Annotated in this window: 12 protein-coding genes and 1 riboswitch; of the genes, 9 read left to right on the top strand and 3 right to left on the bottom strand. The window is 73.4% G+C overall.

Features of this window, described 5'->3' with window-relative positions; translation table 11 throughout:
- The first annotated feature begins 94 nt into the window (after window positions 1-94).
- The 3 genes from ACTG9Q_RS26085 to ACTG9Q_RS26075 all read left to right on the top strand — a co-directional run bounded on the left by ACTG9Q_RS26085 (window position 95) and on the right by ACTG9Q_RS26075 (window position 2,211).
- A complete protein-coding gene (locus ACTG9Q_RS26085) occupies window positions 95-913 on the top strand; it encodes an NAD(P)H-binding protein (protein ID WP_455575545.1) in 819 nt (272 codons plus the stop codon).
- Window positions 914-972: 59 nt separating this feature from the next.
- The gene (locus ACTG9Q_RS26080; protein ID WP_455575544.1) at window positions 973-1,584 is read left to right on the top strand and encodes a hemerythrin domain-containing protein; all 612 of its coding nucleotides are present in this window, start codon (window positions 973-975) and stop codon (window positions 1,582-1,584) included.
- Between the two features lie 78 nt (window positions 1,585-1,662).
- Window positions 1,663-2,211, top strand: a complete 549-nt coding sequence (locus ACTG9Q_RS26075) for an anthrone oxygenase family protein (RefSeq protein ID WP_455575543.1) — start codon at window positions 1,663-1,665, stop codon at window positions 2,209-2,211.
- Between the two features lie 142 nt (window positions 2,212-2,353).
- Here the strand turns inward: ACTG9Q_RS26075 and ACTG9Q_RS26070 are convergent, their stop codons facing one another.
- Genes ACTG9Q_RS26070 through ACTG9Q_RS26060 form a run of 3 tightly spaced genes read right to left on the bottom strand, consistent with a single transcriptional unit; the run spans window position 2,354 to window position 5,618 of the window.
- Entirely contained in the window at window positions 2,354-3,859 is a 1,506-nt protein-coding gene (locus tag ACTG9Q_RS26070) for a precorrin-2 C(20)-methyltransferase (RefSeq protein WP_455575542.1), read from the bottom strand.
- Window positions 3,856-4,476, bottom strand: a complete 621-nt coding sequence (locus ACTG9Q_RS26065; RefSeq protein WP_455575541.1) for a precorrin-8X methylmutase — start codon at window positions 4,474-4,476, stop codon at window positions 3,856-3,858. Before ACTG9Q_RS26065 ends, ACTG9Q_RS26070 begins: the two co-directional genes overlap by 4 nt.
- Complete coding sequence (locus tag ACTG9Q_RS26060; RefSeq protein ID WP_455575540.1) at window positions 4,473-5,618, bottom strand: precorrin-3B synthase; 1,146 nt, start codon at window positions 5,616-5,618, stop codon at window positions 4,473-4,475. The genes ACTG9Q_RS26065 and ACTG9Q_RS26060 overlap by 4 nt, the downstream gene beginning before the upstream one ends.
- Before the next feature lie 41 nt (window positions 5,619-5,659).
- A riboswitch (cobalamin riboswitch) is annotated at window positions 5,660-5,789 on the top strand.
- Window positions 5,790-5,837: 48 nt separating this feature from the next.
- On the opposite strand from ACTG9Q_RS26060, the gene cobN reads away from it, so the two are divergent.
- The 6 genes from cobN (at window position 5,838) to ACTG9Q_RS26030 (ending at window position 15,273) form a co-directional block, all read left to right on the top strand.
- The gene (gene cobN / locus ACTG9Q_RS26055; RefSeq protein ID WP_455575539.1) at window positions 5,838-9,398 is read left to right on the top strand and encodes a cobaltochelatase subunit CobN; all 3,561 of its coding nucleotides are present in this window, start codon (window positions 5,838-5,840) and stop codon (window positions 9,396-9,398) included.
- A 67-nt stretch (window positions 9,399-9,465) separates the two neighbouring features.
- Window positions 9,466-9,969 carry a hemerythrin domain-containing protein gene (locus tag ACTG9Q_RS26050; RefSeq protein WP_455575538.1) on the top strand — a complete coding sequence of 168 codons (504 nt, stop codon included), beginning with the start codon at window positions 9,466-9,468 and terminating at the stop codon, window positions 9,967-9,969.
- A 9-nt stretch (window positions 9,970-9,978) separates the two neighbouring features.
- Complete coding sequence (locus ACTG9Q_RS26045; RefSeq protein WP_455575537.1) at window positions 9,979-10,551, top strand: DoxX family protein; 573 nt, start codon at window positions 9,979-9,981, stop codon at window positions 10,549-10,551.
- Window positions 10,552-10,813: 262 nt separating this feature from the next.
- Window positions 10,814-13,357 (top strand): bifunctional FO biosynthesis protein CofGH, encoded by a 2,544-nt coding sequence (locus tag ACTG9Q_RS26040; protein WP_455575756.1) that lies wholly within the window; start codon window positions 10,814-10,816, stop codon window positions 13,355-13,357.
- A 691-nt stretch (window positions 13,358-14,048) separates the two neighbouring features.
- Window positions 14,049-14,783, top strand: a complete 735-nt coding sequence (locus ACTG9Q_RS26035) for an MHYT domain-containing protein (protein ID WP_455575536.1) — start codon at window positions 14,049-14,051, stop codon at window positions 14,781-14,783.
- A gap of 178 nt (window positions 14,784-14,961) precedes the next feature.
- A complete protein-coding gene (locus tag ACTG9Q_RS26030) occupies window positions 14,962-15,273 on the top strand; it encodes a hypothetical protein (RefSeq protein ID WP_455575535.1) in 312 nt (103 codons plus the stop codon).
- The last annotated feature ends 317 nt before the right edge of the window (window positions 15,274-15,590 follow it).

Here is a 15,590-nt window from a genome sequence, read left to right as displayed (position 1 = left end):
CATATGCGTCTGAGCTTTTCGGCTATGGCTCGTCTCGTATGCCAGGCGGTTGACTAGTGCCATGGGAGAAAACGTGCAGGGGAGCAACCAGACCGTGACCACCGACGACCTCATCCTCGTGATCGGCGGCACCGGCCGCACCGGCCGCCGGGTCGCCGAGCGCCTGACCGCGCTCGGGCACCCGGTGCGCATCGGCTCGCGTTCGGCCGACCCCGGCTTCGACTGGGAGAACCCGGACACGTGGGCGCCCGCCCTGGCCGGGGTCAAGGCCGCCTACGTCACCTACTACCCGGACCTCGGTTTCCCGGGAGCCGACACCGTGATCGAGCAGTTCACCAAGACCGCGCACGAGCAGGGCGTGGCCCGGCTCGTGCTGCTCTCGGGCCGCGGCGAGGAGGAGGCCCAGGTCTGCGAGCGGATCGTGCAGCGCGGCGGCACCGAGTGGACGATCCTGCGCTCGGCGTGGTTCGCGCAGAACTTCAGCGAGAACTTCCTGCTGGAGCCGGTGCTCGCCGGGGAGATCGCGCTGCCCGCGGGCGACGCCGTGGAGGCCTTCGTCGACCTCGACGACCTCGCCGACGTGGCGGTCGCCGCGCTGACCGAGGACCGGCACGCCGGTGAGGTCTACGAGCTGAGCGGCCCTCGCCTCATCAGCTTCCACGACGCCGCCGCCGAGCTGAGCAAGGCGACCGGCCGGGAGATCCGCTACATCCCGGTCAGCGCCGAGGAGTACGCGGCCATGCTGCGCGAGTACGGCATGCCCGAGGACTTCGTCGAGCTGTTCACCAAGGTTTTGGACGGCCGCAACGCGCACACGACCGACGGTGTGCAGCGCGCGCTGGGCCGGGCCCCGAGGGACTTCGCCGACTACGCCCGGGAGACCGCGGCCACCGGCGTCTGGAACGCGGGCTGAGCCGTCGCGGGTCCGCCGGGCCACCCGGCGGACCCATGACCGATCTGGAGGGATGACCGGTGGAGACCAACCTGTCGACCGAGCACGGTTTCAGCGCCCTGCCCGGTCACCTGCACGCCTTCGCGCTCACGCACCGGGCCATGCGCCGCGACGCGCGCAGGCTGCGCGCGGGTGTGCCCGAGGGCGGGGTGGCCAAGGCGGCGTCCTGGTGGCGCCAGGTCCGCGCGGTCATCGACTGGCACCACCACACCGAGGACGAGATCCTCTGGCCCGCGATCAGGGCGAGGCTGGACCCGGCGACGGAGAAGGCCATGCACGCCGACCACGCGGCCCTCGACACCGCGATGGACGGGGTCACCGCCGCCCTCGTCCCCGGGTCCCCGGACCTGCCCGCGGCCGCGTCCCGCTTCCACGACGTGCTCATCGCCCACCTGCGCGCCGAGGAGTCCGCGGTGCTGCCGGTGTTCGTCCACCAGCTCACGCGGTCGGAGTACGGCGCCGTCGAGCGCCGCATCATCGGCAGCGCGGGCCCGTCGATCATGCTGTTCCTGCCCGCCTGGCTGCTCGACGGGGCCAGTGGGTTCTCCTCGGCCGCCATGCCCCCGCCGGTGCGGCTCATCGGGGCGACCGCCCTGCGCTGGAACTACCACCGCCAGTGGAAGTGGTGGTGACCGCGTGCCGCCTCCCGGCGGTACCCGGGCGGACCGCGGCCTGACAGGGTCCGCGGTGTCGAGACGGAGAGGGATGACATGGCGCAAGTGCGTGATCTGCCGCGGGTGCGCGGCGGGGGGAAGCTGACCGGCCCGCTGTTGTGGCTGGCCACGATGTCGATCGGCCTGATGGCGGGGCTGTTCTTCGCCTTCGCGGTCTCGGTGATGCCGGGCCTGTCGAAGACCGACGACCGGACGTTCGTCGCGTCGATGCAGGGCATCAACCGGGCCATCGAGAACGGCGCCTTCGGGTCGATCTTCTTCGGCTCGTTCGTCTTCACCGGCGCGGCGGCCCTGCTGCAGCTGAAGGAAGGCCGCCGCGCCGCCCTCCGCTGGACCATCGCCGCCCTGGGGCTCTACATCGTCGCCGTGGTGATCACCATGGGCGTCAACGTCCCGCTGAACAACAAGCTCGCCGCCGCGGGCGACGTCGCCGCGATGGCCGACGCCGCGGGCGTGCGGGCCGCGTTCGAGGACCCGTGGAACGCCGCCCACCTGCCCAGGACCCTGGCCTGCGTGCTGGCGCTGGGCTGCCTGGGCCGGTCGCTGACCCTGCAGGGTCGCTCGGAGCAGGGTCGCCCGGAGTAGGGCTGACTGGAACAGGGCCGCCCAGAGTGGGGCCGCCCGCACAAGACGGTCCGGGTGTGCCCAGCCGCGTCGGCGGCTGGGCGCCCGGAGCGTCATTTCAGGTTTTCGGGGCTCAGGTTCCCAGGGCTCAGGTTCTTGGGGCTCAGGTTCTCGGGTACGTCCTCGGGGTGTACACGACCGGGTTGCCGCCGTGGGTGTGCACCCGGGTCTGCGAGCTGCCGATCAGCAGCAGGCAGCGCATGTCCACTGTGGCCGGGTCGAGGTCGGCGAGGTCGACGACCCGCACGGACTCCTGGGGGCCGCCGACGTCGCGGCCGATGACGACCGGGGTTTCGGGGGAGCGGTACTCCAGCAGCAGGTCGCGGGCCTCGGCCAGCTGCCAGGTCCGGCTCCTCGACGCGGGGTTGTAGACGGCGATGGCGAAGTCGGCCGCCGCCGCGGCCCGCAGGCGGCCGGTGATGACCTCCCACGGCTTGAGGCGGTCGGACAGCGAGATGGTGCAGTAGTCGTGCCCGAGCGGGGCGCCCGCGCGGGCGGCGACGGCGTGGGCGGCGGTGACCCCGGGCAGGACGCGGACCGGCACGTCCTTCCACAGTGGATCGTCGGCGGCCTCCAGGACCGCGGTGGCCATGGCGAAGACGCCGGGGTCGCCCGAGGAGACCACGGCCACGCGCCTGCCGCGCTTGGCCAGGTCGAGGGCGAAGGCGGCGCGCTCGGCCTCGACCTGGTTGTCGGAGAGGTGGCGGCTCTGGCGGGGGTTCGGCGGGACGCGGCGGAGGTAGGTCGTGTAGCCGACCAGGTCGTCGGCGGCGGCCAGGGCGTCCTGCGCTTCCGGGGTGAGCCACGGGCGGCCCGCCGGGCCCAGGCCGACGACGACCACCTCGCCGCGGCCTGCCACCGGTGCCCCCGTCGGCAGTGGGGGAGCGGAGTCGTTGAGCGGACTGGGGAGCACCGCCAGGGAGAAGTAGGGCACCGTGTCCGGGTCCACTTCGGACAGCGGGAGCACGCGGCCGGTGTCCCAGGTGGCGCGCTCGACGTAGAGGGCGCGGTCGAGCTTGCCCGCCGCGGCGAAGGCGGCGCGGACCTTCGGGAACGTGCGGCCGAGCTTGAGCACCGCGGCGGAGTCCGTCGCGGCCAGGTGCTCGGCGAGGGCCTCGGCGGGCAGGGTGCCGGGGAGCACGGTGAGGACCTCATCGCCCTCCACCAGCGGCCTGCGCAGCACCGCCGACGCCGCGCTCACCGACGTCACCCCGGGCACCACGACCGTGTCGTAGCTGTCGCACAGGCGTTTGTGCATGTGCATGTACGAGCCGTAGAACATCGGGTCGCCCTCGGCGAGGACCACGACGTCGCGGCCCGCGTCCAGGTGCGACGCCAGGCGCGCGGCGCTCTCGGTGTAGAAGTCGGCCATCGCGCCCGCGTAGCCGCCGGGGTGCTCGGTGGTCTCCACCGTCAGCGGGTAGACCAGCTGCTCCTCGATCTGCCCCTCGCGCAGGTACGGCGCGGCCACCCCGCGCGCGATGGAGCGGCCGTGCCGGGCGCTGTGGTAGGCGATCACCTCGGCGGCGGAGATCAGCCGGGCGGCCTTGACCGTGACCAGTTCCGGGTCGCCGGGCCCGAGGCCGACGCCGTAGAGGGTGCCGGTCATTCGGCGTCGCTCGCGATCGCGTTGACGGCCGCGGCGGCCATCGCGCTGCCGCCGCGCCTGCCGCGCACCACCAGGTAGGGCAGTCCGGACTCCATCAGCGCCTCCTTGGACTCGGCGGCGCCGATGAAGCCGACCGGCACGCCCAGCACGGCGGCGGGCGCGCCCGCGCCCGCCGAGACCATCTCCAGCAGCCGGAACAGCGCCGTCGGCGCGTTGCCGACCGCCACGACCGCGCCCGCCAGCCGGGGCCGCCACAGCTCCATGGCCGCCGCGCTGCGGGTGGTGCGCAGCTCGGCCGCCAGGCCGGGGACGGCGGGGTCCGACAGCGTGCACACGACCTCGTTGTCCGCGTGCAGCCGGGCACGGGTGATCCCGGAGGCCACCATCCGCGCGTCGCACAGGATCGGCGCGCCCGCGTCGAGGGCGGCGCGGGCCGCGGCGACCACGTCGGCGGCGTAGGCCAGGTCGTCGACCAGGTCGACCATGCCGCACGCGTGGATCATGCGGACCGCGACCCGCGCCACGTCCGGTGGCAGCCCGGCCAGGTCGGCCTCCGCCCGGATGGTGGCGAACGAGCGGCGGTAGATCTCCGCCCCGTCCCGGATGTAGTCGCTCACTCGTGCTCCTGCCTGAGTCCGGCGGCCGCGGCGACCGCCTGCCCGCCGGGCACCGCCCGGCCGTCGACCTCGTAGCCGCCGGTGACGGCGACGACGTCGACCACATCTCCCGCGGGCCGCCCGCAGCGGCGCGCGCAGCCCGCGAAGTGCACCGGCCGCCCGGCGACCGGCATCCCCAGCGCGTCGGCGCGCACGTCGGCGAGGGACTTCGCGCAGCCCGGCCGCCCGGTGCACGCGGTCACGCCGATGCCGGGCGCGGCCGGGTCGACCAGGAGGCCTGCGGCGGCCAGCGCGCGCGGCGACGCGCCGGGAACGACCACGCCGCGCCACGGCGTCACCACGACGTACGGCGCCTCGGCCAGCACGCGGACCTGGCGGTCGTCCAGCCGTCCCAGGGGCACGGCCGCGCCGACCGCGGGCCCGCCATCGGCGATGACCTCTCCGAGCGGTCCGGAGGCGGGCGGTCCGGAGGCGGGCGGCACTCCTGGCCTCAGGCGTACGGGACCGGCGCCCAGCCGGGCGGCGATCGTCGCCACCGCAGGCCCCAGCTCGGCGATCCGCCACTGCCCGGCCCGGAGGTCGAGGAACGCCCGCGCCGCCGTCAGCAGGGCCTCGACGGTCTCGCCCGCGGACACCCGGACACCGTGGTCGCGCCCGCCGAGGAGCACGGCGACCCCCGCGGCCGTCGGCAGCGCGGCGACATCGGCGCCCAGCCACGCCACGTCCCCCGCGCCGGAGTCGAGCGCGAACAGGAACCGGCCCGGGAGCGCTGCCAGCCGGGAATCCGCGCACAGCGCGGAGTCCAGCGCCGCGGCCGGGCCGACCGGGCCCAGCGGCGAGGACATGATGTTGCGCACTTTCTCGTGCGAGACCGACGGCAGCAGCCCCGCCGCCGCCAGCCGCGCCCCCAGCTCCACCGGCGCGCCCGGCCCCAGCCCGCGCAGCTGGACGTTGGCCCGCGAGGTCAGCTCCAGGCCGCCGGAGCCCAGCTCCGCCGACGCCGCCGCGAGCACCCTGAGCTGCGCCGACGTCAGCAGACCCCCGGGCACGCGCACCCGCGCCAGACCCCCGTCGGCGGCCTGGTGCACGTCGATGGCACCGGGGCAGGCGTCGCCGCCCGAGCGGCGGTTCTGGACAGACACGGACCGAATATAAGGTGAGCCCGACGAGGCGACGGCAACTGGAGGAAGCCGGTGTGAATCCGGCGCGGTCCCGCCACTGTCACCGGGGAGCGAACCCTGCTGTGGGTCACACCACTGCGGCCACCGAGAGGGAAGGCCAGGGGGAACGACGATCCGGGAGCCAGGACACTCCGCCGTCGCGACCCACTACCTCGGGGCGAGGACCCCAGGAAGGGCGCCATGATCCTGCTGCTGTCCACCTCGGACACCGACCTGCTCTCCGCGCGCGCCTCCGGCGCCGACTACCGGCTGGGCAACCCGGCCCGCACCGGCCCCGCCGACCTGCCCGCCCTGCTCGACGGGGTCGACGCCGTCGTCGTGCGGCTGCTCGGCGGGCGCCGCGCCTGGGAGGAGGGGCTCGACGCCCTGCTCGCCGGGGCGCTGCCCGTCGTGGTCCTCGGCGGCGAGCAGGCCCCGGACGCGGAGCTGATGCGGTGCTCCACGGCGCCCGGCGGCGTCGTCGCCGAGGCGCACCGGTACCTCGCGCACGGCGGCCGGGACAACCTGCGTGAGCTGCACCACTTCCTGTCCGACACCCTGCTGCTGACCGGCACCGGCTTCGCCCCGCCAGTCGAGCTGCCGGTATGGGGGCACCTGGAGCGCGCGCCGCGAAGCGCCGAGGGTCCCCGCGTCGGGGTCCTCTACTACCGCGCCCACCACATCGCCGGGAACACCGCCTTCGTCGACGCCCTCGCCGAGGCCGTCGAGGACCGCGGCGGCGTGCCCGTCCCGGTGTTCTGCGCCTCCCTGCGCACCGCGCCCGCCGACCTGCTCGACCTGCTCGGCACCGTCGACGCCCTGGTCGTCACCGTGCTCGCCGCGGGCGGCACCCGCCCGGCCGACGCCTCGGCCGGTGGCGACGACGACGCCTGGGACGTCGGCGCGCTCGCCGCGCTCGACATCCCGATCCTGCAGGCGCTGTGCCTGACCAGCGACCGCGCCACCTGGGCCGACAGCGACGACGGGCTGTCCCCGCTCGACACGGCCACCCAGGTCGCGGTGCCGGAGTTCGACGGCCGGATCATCACCGTTCCCTTCTCCTTCAAGGAACAGGACGAGGACGGGCTCTCGGTCTACGTCGCCGACCCCGAGCGGGCCCGCCGCGTCGCGGGGATCGCCGTGGCGCACGCCCGGCTCCGGCACGTGCCCGCGTCGCGGCGCAAGGTGGCGATCGTGCTGTCGGCGTACCCGACCAAGCACTCCCGCCTCGGCAACGCCGTCGGCCTGGACTCACCCGCCAGCGCCGTGCGCCTGCTCGCCGCGCTCGCGCGGGCGGGCTACGACGTCGGCGAGCTGCCCGGCGTGGCCGAGCAGGACGGCGACGCGCTGATCCACGCCCTCATCGCCGCGGGCGGCCTCGACCCGGACTGGCTCACCGCCGGGCAGCTCGCGGGCAACCCCGTGCGCATCCCGGCCGCGGCCTACCGCGAGTACTTCGACACCCTGCCCGCCGAGCTGCGCGAGAGCATGAGCAGGCACTGGGGGCAGGCCCCGGGCGAGCTGTTCGTCGACGGCGACGACATCGTCCTGGCCGCCCTGCGCGCGGGCAACGTGGTGATCATCGTGCAGCCGCCGCGCGGATTCGGCGAGAACCCGGTGGCCATCTACCACGACCCCGACCTGCCGCCCAGCCACCACTACCTGGCCGCCTACCGCTGGATCGCCGCCGACTTCGGCGCGCACGCGGTCATCCACCTCGGCAAGCACGGCAACCTGGAGTGGCTGCCCGGCAAGAACCTGGGCATGTCCGCGGCCTGCGGCTCCGACGCGGCGCTGGGCGACCTGCCGCTGATCTACCCGTTCCTGGTCAACGACCCCGGCGAGGGCACCCAGGCCAAGCGCCGCGCGCACGCCACCCTGGTCGACCACCTCGTCCCGCCGATGGCCCGCGCGGAGTCCTACGGCGACATCGCCCGCCTGGAGCAGCTGCTCGACGAGTACTCCTCGATCGCGGCGATGGACCCGGCCAAGCTGCCCGCCATCCGCGCCCAGATCTGGACGCTGATCCAGGCCGCCAAGCTCGACCACGACCTCGGCCTGGCCGACCGCCCGCACGACGCGGAGTTCGACGACTTCCTCCTGCACGTCGACGGCTGGCTGTGCGAGATCAAGGACGTGCAGATCCGCGACGGCCTGCACGTGCTCGGCGAGGTCCCGTCGGGGGAGGCGCGGGTCAACCTGGTCACCGCGATGCTCTCCGCCCGGCAGATGTGGGCGGGCCAGGTCGCCGCGCTGCCCGGCCTGCGCGAGGCGCTGGGCCTGGTCGACGGCGCCGACCGCACGACCGTCGACACCGTCGACGCGACCGCGCGCTCCCTGGTGCGCGCCATGGACGAGCGCGCCTGGGACCCCGACGCCGTCGACGCGGTGATCGCCGACGTGCTGGGCGCCGCCAACACCGAGGTCGCCCGCGTGCTGGCGTTCGGCGCCACCGAGGTCGTCCCGCGCCTGGACCGCACGACCGACGAGATCGGCAACGTCCTGCACGCCCTCGACGGCGGCTACGTCCCGGCGGGCCCCAGCGGCTCCCCGCTGCGCGGCCTGGTCAACGTGCTGCCCACCGGGCGCAACTTCTACTCCGTCGACCCCAAGGCGATCCCGAGCAGGCTGGCCTGGGAGACCGGGTCGGCGATGGCCGACTCCCTGCTGGAGCGCTACCGCGCCGACACCGGCCAGTGGCCGCGCTCGGTCGGCCTGTCGGTGTGGGGCACCTCGGCCATGCGCACCGCGGGCGACGACATCGCCGAGGTGCTGGCCCTGCTCGGCGTCCGCCCGGTGTGGGACCCGGCGTCGCGGCGGGTCAGCGGTCTCGACGTCATCCCGCTCGCCGAACTGGGCCGCCCGCGCGTCGATGTCACCATCCGCATCTCCGGCTTCTTCCGCGACGCCTTCCCGCACGTCGTGTACCTGCTCGACGACGCCGTCCGGCTCGTCGCGGGGCTGGAGGAGTCCGATGAGGACAACTACGTCCGCGCCCACGTCCGCGCCGACGGGGTGGGCGAGCGCCGGGCCACCACCCGCATCTTCGGCTCCAAGCCCGGCGCGTACGGCGCGGGGCTGCTGCCGCTGATCGACAGCCACAACTGGCGCGACGACCGCGACCTCGCCGAGGTCTACGCCGTCTGGGGCGGCTTCGCCTACGGCCGCGGCCTCGACGGGGCGCCCGCGCGCGAAGACATGGAGTCGGCGTACCGGCGGATCGCGGTCGCGGCCAAGAACGTCGACACCCGCGAGCACGACATCATGGACTCCGACGACTACTTCCAGTACCACGGCGGCATGATCGCCACCGTGCGGGCGCTGACGGGCCGGGCCCCGGCCGCCTACATCGGCGACAGCACCCGCCCGGAGTCGGTGCGCACCCGCTCGCTGGTGGAGGAGACCAACCGGGTCTTCCGGTCGCGGGTGGCCAACCCGAAGTGGATCGAGGCCATGCGCAGGCACGGCTACAAGGGCGCCTTCGAGCTGGCGGCCACCGTCGACTACCTGTTCGGCTACGACGCCACGACGAACGTCGTCCCCGACTGGATGTACGACACCCTCGCCCAGACGTACGCGCTGGACGAGGTCAACCGCAAGTTCTTCGCCGACGCCAACCCGTGGGCCCTGCACGGCATCGCCGAGCGCCTGCTGGAGGCCGCCGACCGGGGTCTGTGGGCGTCCCCGGACGCGGCGACGCTGGCCGCGCTGCGCACGCTGTACCTGGAGGTCGAGGGCGACATCGAGGCCAACTCGGAGTAGCGGGGGTTGGTTCTGGGCCATCCGGGGTAAGTCAGGCCCGATGGAACACCAGACTGGAGGGCCCCGCATGTCCACGGATGTAGTGGAGCTGATCCTCACCGACCACCGCCGCATGGAGGACCTGTTCCGCACCCTGCGCGACCGCAGCGCCGACCGCGCCAAGGCGCTGGACGAACTGGCCTCGATGCTGGTCGCCCACGCCGAGGCCGAGGAGGCCAAGGTGTACCCGGCGCTGCGCCGGTACAAGCAGGTGGACGACGACGAGGTCGAGCACAGCGCCGAGGAGCACGCCGAGGGCAACATCGCCCTGCTGGCGCTGATGGAGGTCGAGGACACCGAGTCCGATGAGTGGGAGGGCAAGCTGGAGGAGCTGGTCGGCGCCATCACCCACCACCTGGACGAGGAAGAGCGCACCATTCTCAACGACGCCCGCGAGTCGGTGGACGCCGCCCGCCGCGCCGAGTTGGGCGAGCAGTTCCTCACCGACCGCGACCACCGCCTGGACTCCGGTTGCGGCTCGGTGGAGTACGTCCGCGCGCTCGTGGAGCGCACCAAGCACCGAGTCGACTAGGGAGTGACCATGATCCTGCGCAGGTTGGCCCGACCGATGCTCGCGGGCATCTTCGTCTGGGGCGGGGTGCAGGCCCTGCGGTCACCGGAGGCCCACGCCGAAGCCGCCAAGCCCCTCCTGGACGAGGCGATCTCCAAGGCAGGCGACCGCCTCCCGGCCCAGATGCCCACCGACGCGGTGACCCTGGTGAAGATCGATGGGGCGCTGAAGGTCGTGGCCGGCCTGGCGTTGGCGTTCAACCGCTTCCCCCGGCTCGCGGCCCTCCTGCTCTCGGGCAGCATGGTGCCCACGACCCTGGCGACGCACCAGTTCTGGGCGGAGAAGGACCCGGGCCAGCGCACCCAGCAGCAGATCCACTTCCTGAAGAACGTGGGCCTGATCGGCGGGCTGCTGCTGGCCTCGGCCGACACCGAGGGCAAGCCGTCCCTCGGCTGGCGGGCCCGCAGGGCGGGCCGGGTGGTCCAGTCCCAGGTCCACGACCTGGGCGACTGGGCCCACGACACCACCGAGACGGTCGCGGGCGCGGTCACCGCCGCTCCCCACAAGGCCCGCAAGGCCCTGGCAGGCGTGCTGCCCGGCTGACCATGAGCTGACACGACACTCCTCGCCTCGGCGAGGTGAGCCCCCGCGAATTCGCGGTTCCCGACGCGCGGCCACTCCGGACTTTCCCGGGCTGGCCGCGTGCCGCGTTCCACGGGTCTTCGCTTCGCCGGGGTGGGCGGTCGCGGCGTGGAGGAGGGTCTGAGGGATAGGTCACTCTGGAAGGGGTCGTGGCCACCGCCGGCGGCTATAGGTTGGTGGCAGTCCCAGTTCTGGAGGTGCCGTGCCCCCGTCCGAGTCCGCCATCCGCCGTGCGCTGCGTCGGGCCCGCGATGGCGTGGCGCTGGACCAGGTGGAAGCCGAGGTCCTCCTGCACGCCCGGGGAGAGCACCTGGAGGACCTGTTCGCCACCGCCGCCCGGGTGCGCGACGCCGGGCTCGCCGCGGTGGGGCGGGAGGGGATCGTCACCTACTCCCGCAAGGTCTTCATCCCGCTGAGCAGGCTCTGCCGCGACCGGTGCCACTACTGCACCTTCGCCACCGTCCCGCACCGGGTGCCCGCGCCGTTCCTCAGCCCCGACGAGGTGGTCGACATCGCCCGCCGCGGGGCCGAGCTGGGGTGCAAGGAAGCCCTGTTCACCCTCGGCGACCGGCCCGAGGACCGGTGGGCGGCCGCCCGGGAGTGGCTGGACGCCGCCGGGTACCCCGACACCCTCTCCTACGTCCGCGCCATGGCGATCCGCGTCCTCGAGGAGACCGGCCTCCTGCCGCACCTCAACCCCGGCGTGCTGACCTGGACCGATTTCCAGCGGCTCAAGCCGGTCGCGCCGTCGATGGGCATGATGCTGGAGACCACCGCCGAGCGGCTGTGGTCGGAGCCGGGCGGACCCCACTACGGCTCGCCGGACAAGGAGCCCGCGGTGCGCCTGCGGGTGCTGGAGGACGCGGGCCGCAGCGCCGTCCCGTTCACCACCGGCGTCCTCATCGGCATCGGCGAGACGCTCGCCGAGCGGGTGGAGTCGCTGTTCGCCATCCGCGCCGCCGCGCGGCGCTACGGGGGCGTGCAGGAAACGATCATCCAGAACTTCCGGGCCAAGCCGGACACCGCCATGCGGTCCATGCCCGACGCCGAGGCCGCCGAGCTGGCCGCGACGGTCGCGGTGGCCAGGGTCGTGCTCGGGCCCAAGGCCCGCCTCCAGGCCCCGCCGAACCTCATCGGCGGGGAGTACGGGCTGCTGCTGCGCGCGGGCATCGACGACTGGGGCGGTGTCTCCCCGCTGACGCCCGACCACGTCAACCCGGAGCGGCCGTGGCCGCAGATCGACGTCCTCGCCGAGCACACCGCCGCGGCGGGGTTCCGCCTCGCGGAGCGGCTGACCGTCTACCCCGAGTACCTGCGCGAACCCTGGCTCGACCCCCGCGTCGCCGCGCACGTCGCCGCCCTGGCCGACCCGGTGACCGGGCTGGCCGTCGAGGGCGCCGTGCCGGTCGGGCGGCCGTGGCAGGAGCCCGAGGTGCCGCTGACCGCCTCCGGGCGCACCGAGCTGCACACCGAGATCGACTCCGTCGGGCGCACCGGCGACCGCCGCGAGGACTTCGACTCCGTCTACGGCGACTGGGCCGAGCTGAAGTCCTCAGTGGACAACACAGCCGCCGCGATGGGCAGCTCGGGCGTCGTGCGGCCCGAGTTCACGACCGCGCTGCGCCACGCCGAGCGCGACCTGGCCCGACTGTCCGATTCGGACGCCCTGACCCTGCTCTCGGCCGCCGAGGGCCCGGAGCTGGCCGCGCTGGCCGCCCTCGCCGACGACCTGCGCCGCGACGCCGTGGGCGACGAGGTGACCTACGTGGTCACCCGCAACATCAACTTCACCAACGTCTGCTACACCGGCTGCCGCTTCTGCGCCTTCGCCCAGCGCCGCACCGACGCCGACGCCTACACCCTGTCCCTGGACCAGGTCGGGCAGCGCGCCGAGCAGGCGTGGTCGGTGGGGGCGACCGAGGTCTGCATGCAGGGCGGCATCCACCCGGACCTGCCCGGCACCGCGTACTTCGACATCGCCGCCGAGGTCCGCAGGCGGGCCCCGGACATGCACATCCACGCGTTCTCCCCGATGGAGGTCGTCAACGGCGCCGCCAGGACCAACCTGTCCATCAGGGACTGGCTGACCCTGGCGCGCGAGTCCGGTGTGGACTCCCTGCCGGGCACGGCGGCCGAGATCCTCGACGACGACGTCCGGTGGGTGCTCACCAAGGGCAAACTCCCCACCTCGGCGTGGGTCGAGGTCGTCACGACCGCCCACTCCCTGGGCATCCCGACGACCTCGACCATGATGTACGGGCACGTCGACACCCCGGCGCACTGGGTGGCGCACCTGAAGCTGATCGCCGACATCCAGTCCCGCACCGGCGGCTTCTCCGAGTTCGTCCTGCTGCCCTTCGTCCACACCAACGCCCCGCTCTACCTCGCGGGCATCGCCCGGCCCGGCCCCACCCGCAGGGAGAACCGCGCCGTCCACGCGCTGGCCAGAATCCTGCTGCACGGCCACATCAAGAACATCCAGACCAGCTGGGTGAAGCTCGGCGACCCCGGCGTAGTGGACGTCCTGCGCGGCGGCGTCAACGACCTCGGCGGCACGCTGATGGAGGAGACCATCAGCCGCATGGCGGGCAGCGACAACGGCAGCTACAAGACCATCGCCGACCTCGAAGCCCTCGCCACCGCCGCGGGCCGCCCCGCCCGCCAGCGCACCACGACCTACGGCCAGGTCAGCGCGGAACGCCGGGAGACCGCCCGCGACCACGACGGCGTCTGGAACCAGCGCCTCCTGCCCCTGCTCACCGACTGACCACAGCCGGGATCACCCACCACCTGCCTGCCCACAGGGCTGCTCCCGCGGGCCTGCGCCTTGTCCGAAAACTTGCCCGCCACCGGGAACGGCTCGGTCGCGGCTTGCCTGCCCAGCAGGGCGGCCCCCACGCATCCGGCGTCTTGGCCGAAGGCCGCCCACCGGCCGGGGATTACTCGGTCGCGGCCTGCCCTGCCCAGTGGGGCCGCGCCTAGGGCCTGTCCTCAAACCCCTGGTCGGTGAGAGTCGAGATCGGATCGGTTGCCGACGGCGCCGGCGCGGGGCCCTCGTACCGGGTTGTACTCGGGTTCTTCCTCGGTGCCGCCGGCGGCCGATCCGGCCCGGCTATCGCGGACGGGGCTTTGAGGACAGGGTTTAGGCACGCCCCGGTCGATCAGAGTCGGACCGACCACACGGCGGAGGCCCTTCGTAGGCGGGTCCACCGCTATCACAGAAACCCGATCGCTCTCGCGGTCGGGTTTTGGCATCACCGGATGAACCGGCCCGGCGCTGGTGACCAGGTTCCATCGGGTGTCCCCAGTGGACTGGTCGCGGTACGGGGTCGGCTCGGCACTGAATGTGAGCGAGACTCAAGTCCCTCTCGTTTGTCGGACATTTCTGTGCTTGTGTGTCGCCCATGGGAGAGATGAATCATTTTTCGTCCGGTGCGATCACGCCTGTCCTGGCCTTCGTGCTGTCGTGTCTCGGGTGCGCGTTGGGGCTGCTGAGCATGCAGCGGGCCCGATTGCACCACGGCGGCGCCAGATGGGGCTGGACGGCGCTCGGGGCGGTGTCGATCGGCGGCACCGGGATCTGGGTGATGCACTTCGTGGCCATGCTCGGGTTCTCGGTGACCGGCACCGCCGTGCGCTACAGCGTGCCCGTCACCGTCGTCAGCCTGCTGGTCGCGGTCGGCATCGTGTGGCTCGGGCTGTCAGCGGTGGTGTTCTCCCGCAGCGGATGGGGCGCGCTGGCCGGAGCCGGGCTGATCACCGGGTCCGGGGTGGCGACGATGCACTACCTCGGCATCTCGGCCATGCGCCTGCACGGCGAGATCAACTATGAGCCCACGCTGCTCATCGCCTCCATCGTCATCGCGGTCATCGCCTCGACGGCGGCGCTGTGGGCCGCGCTCAACATCACCGGCATCGTGGCCACGATCGGCGCGGCGCTGGTGATGGGGCTCGCCGTCAGCGGCATGCACTACACCGGCATGGCCGCGATGCGCGTCGACGTCGTCGGCGGCACGGCGCACACGCTGGCAGGCGTCGACGCCTACGACTTCTTCGTCCCGCTCACCCTGGTGATCTCCATGGTCACCGCCATCACCCTCCTCGGCGTCGCGGTCTCGCCGAGCGGCGAAGAGTTCAAAGAGGACCAGTGGGCCGACGGCGAGTTGGAGAAGCTCATGGACCGGCGCCGGTGACGCGGCCGGTGCGCGCACTGCCGAGCGGTCGCATGCCGCACGGCATGACGATCGTCGTGACCGGCGCGACCGGGAACCTCGGCGGCCGGGTCGCCCGGCTGCTCGCCGACGCCGACCGCGCCCAGACGCTGCCCGTGCGCGACCCCGCACGCGCACCTGAGCTCCCGGGGCGAGTCCGGTGCGGGCGTCCTTCACCGACGGCGCGGCGGTCGCCGAGGCGTGCGCAGGCGCGGAGGTCGTGCTAATGGTGTCGGCGGCGGAGTCGGCGGACCGGGTCGCGCGGCACAAGGCGTTCGTCGACGCCGCGAGCGGGGCGGGGCACCTGGTCTGCCTCTCGTTCTTCAGCGCGGCCCCGGACGCCGCGTTTACCCTCGCCCGCGACCACTGGGCGACCGAGCAGCACATCCGCGCGCGTGGGGTGCCGTTCACCTCCTCCGCGACAACCTCTACGCCGACTTCACCCCCGGCCTCATCGGCGAGGACGGCGTGATCCGCGGCCCGGCGGGCGACGGAAACCCTGGATGAGGCGTACGCGTCGCGCGCCGCTTACGGCGCCCCCCCGCTGGCAGCTCGACGCCTGGGTCTCGACCTACACCGCGATCGAGCGGGGCGAGCTGGCCGGGTCAGCGCCGACATCCCGGCGCTGACCGGACGACCCGCCACCCCGCTCGCGGACGGGGCTTTGAGGACAGGCCCTAGATGATTAATGCGTAAGTCGGTCAGTGGTCGTAGGCGGTCAGGGATCGGGTGATGGGTTGTCCGGTGGTGCGGTTGTGCCAGATGGCGGCGGTCAGGGCGAGGAGTCGT

The sequence above is a fragment of the Actinokineospora lacus genome (genome assembly GCF_053813445.1).
Note: the sequence above shows the minus strand (reverse complement) of the source record. Positions and strands in the feature narration are given on the sequence as shown.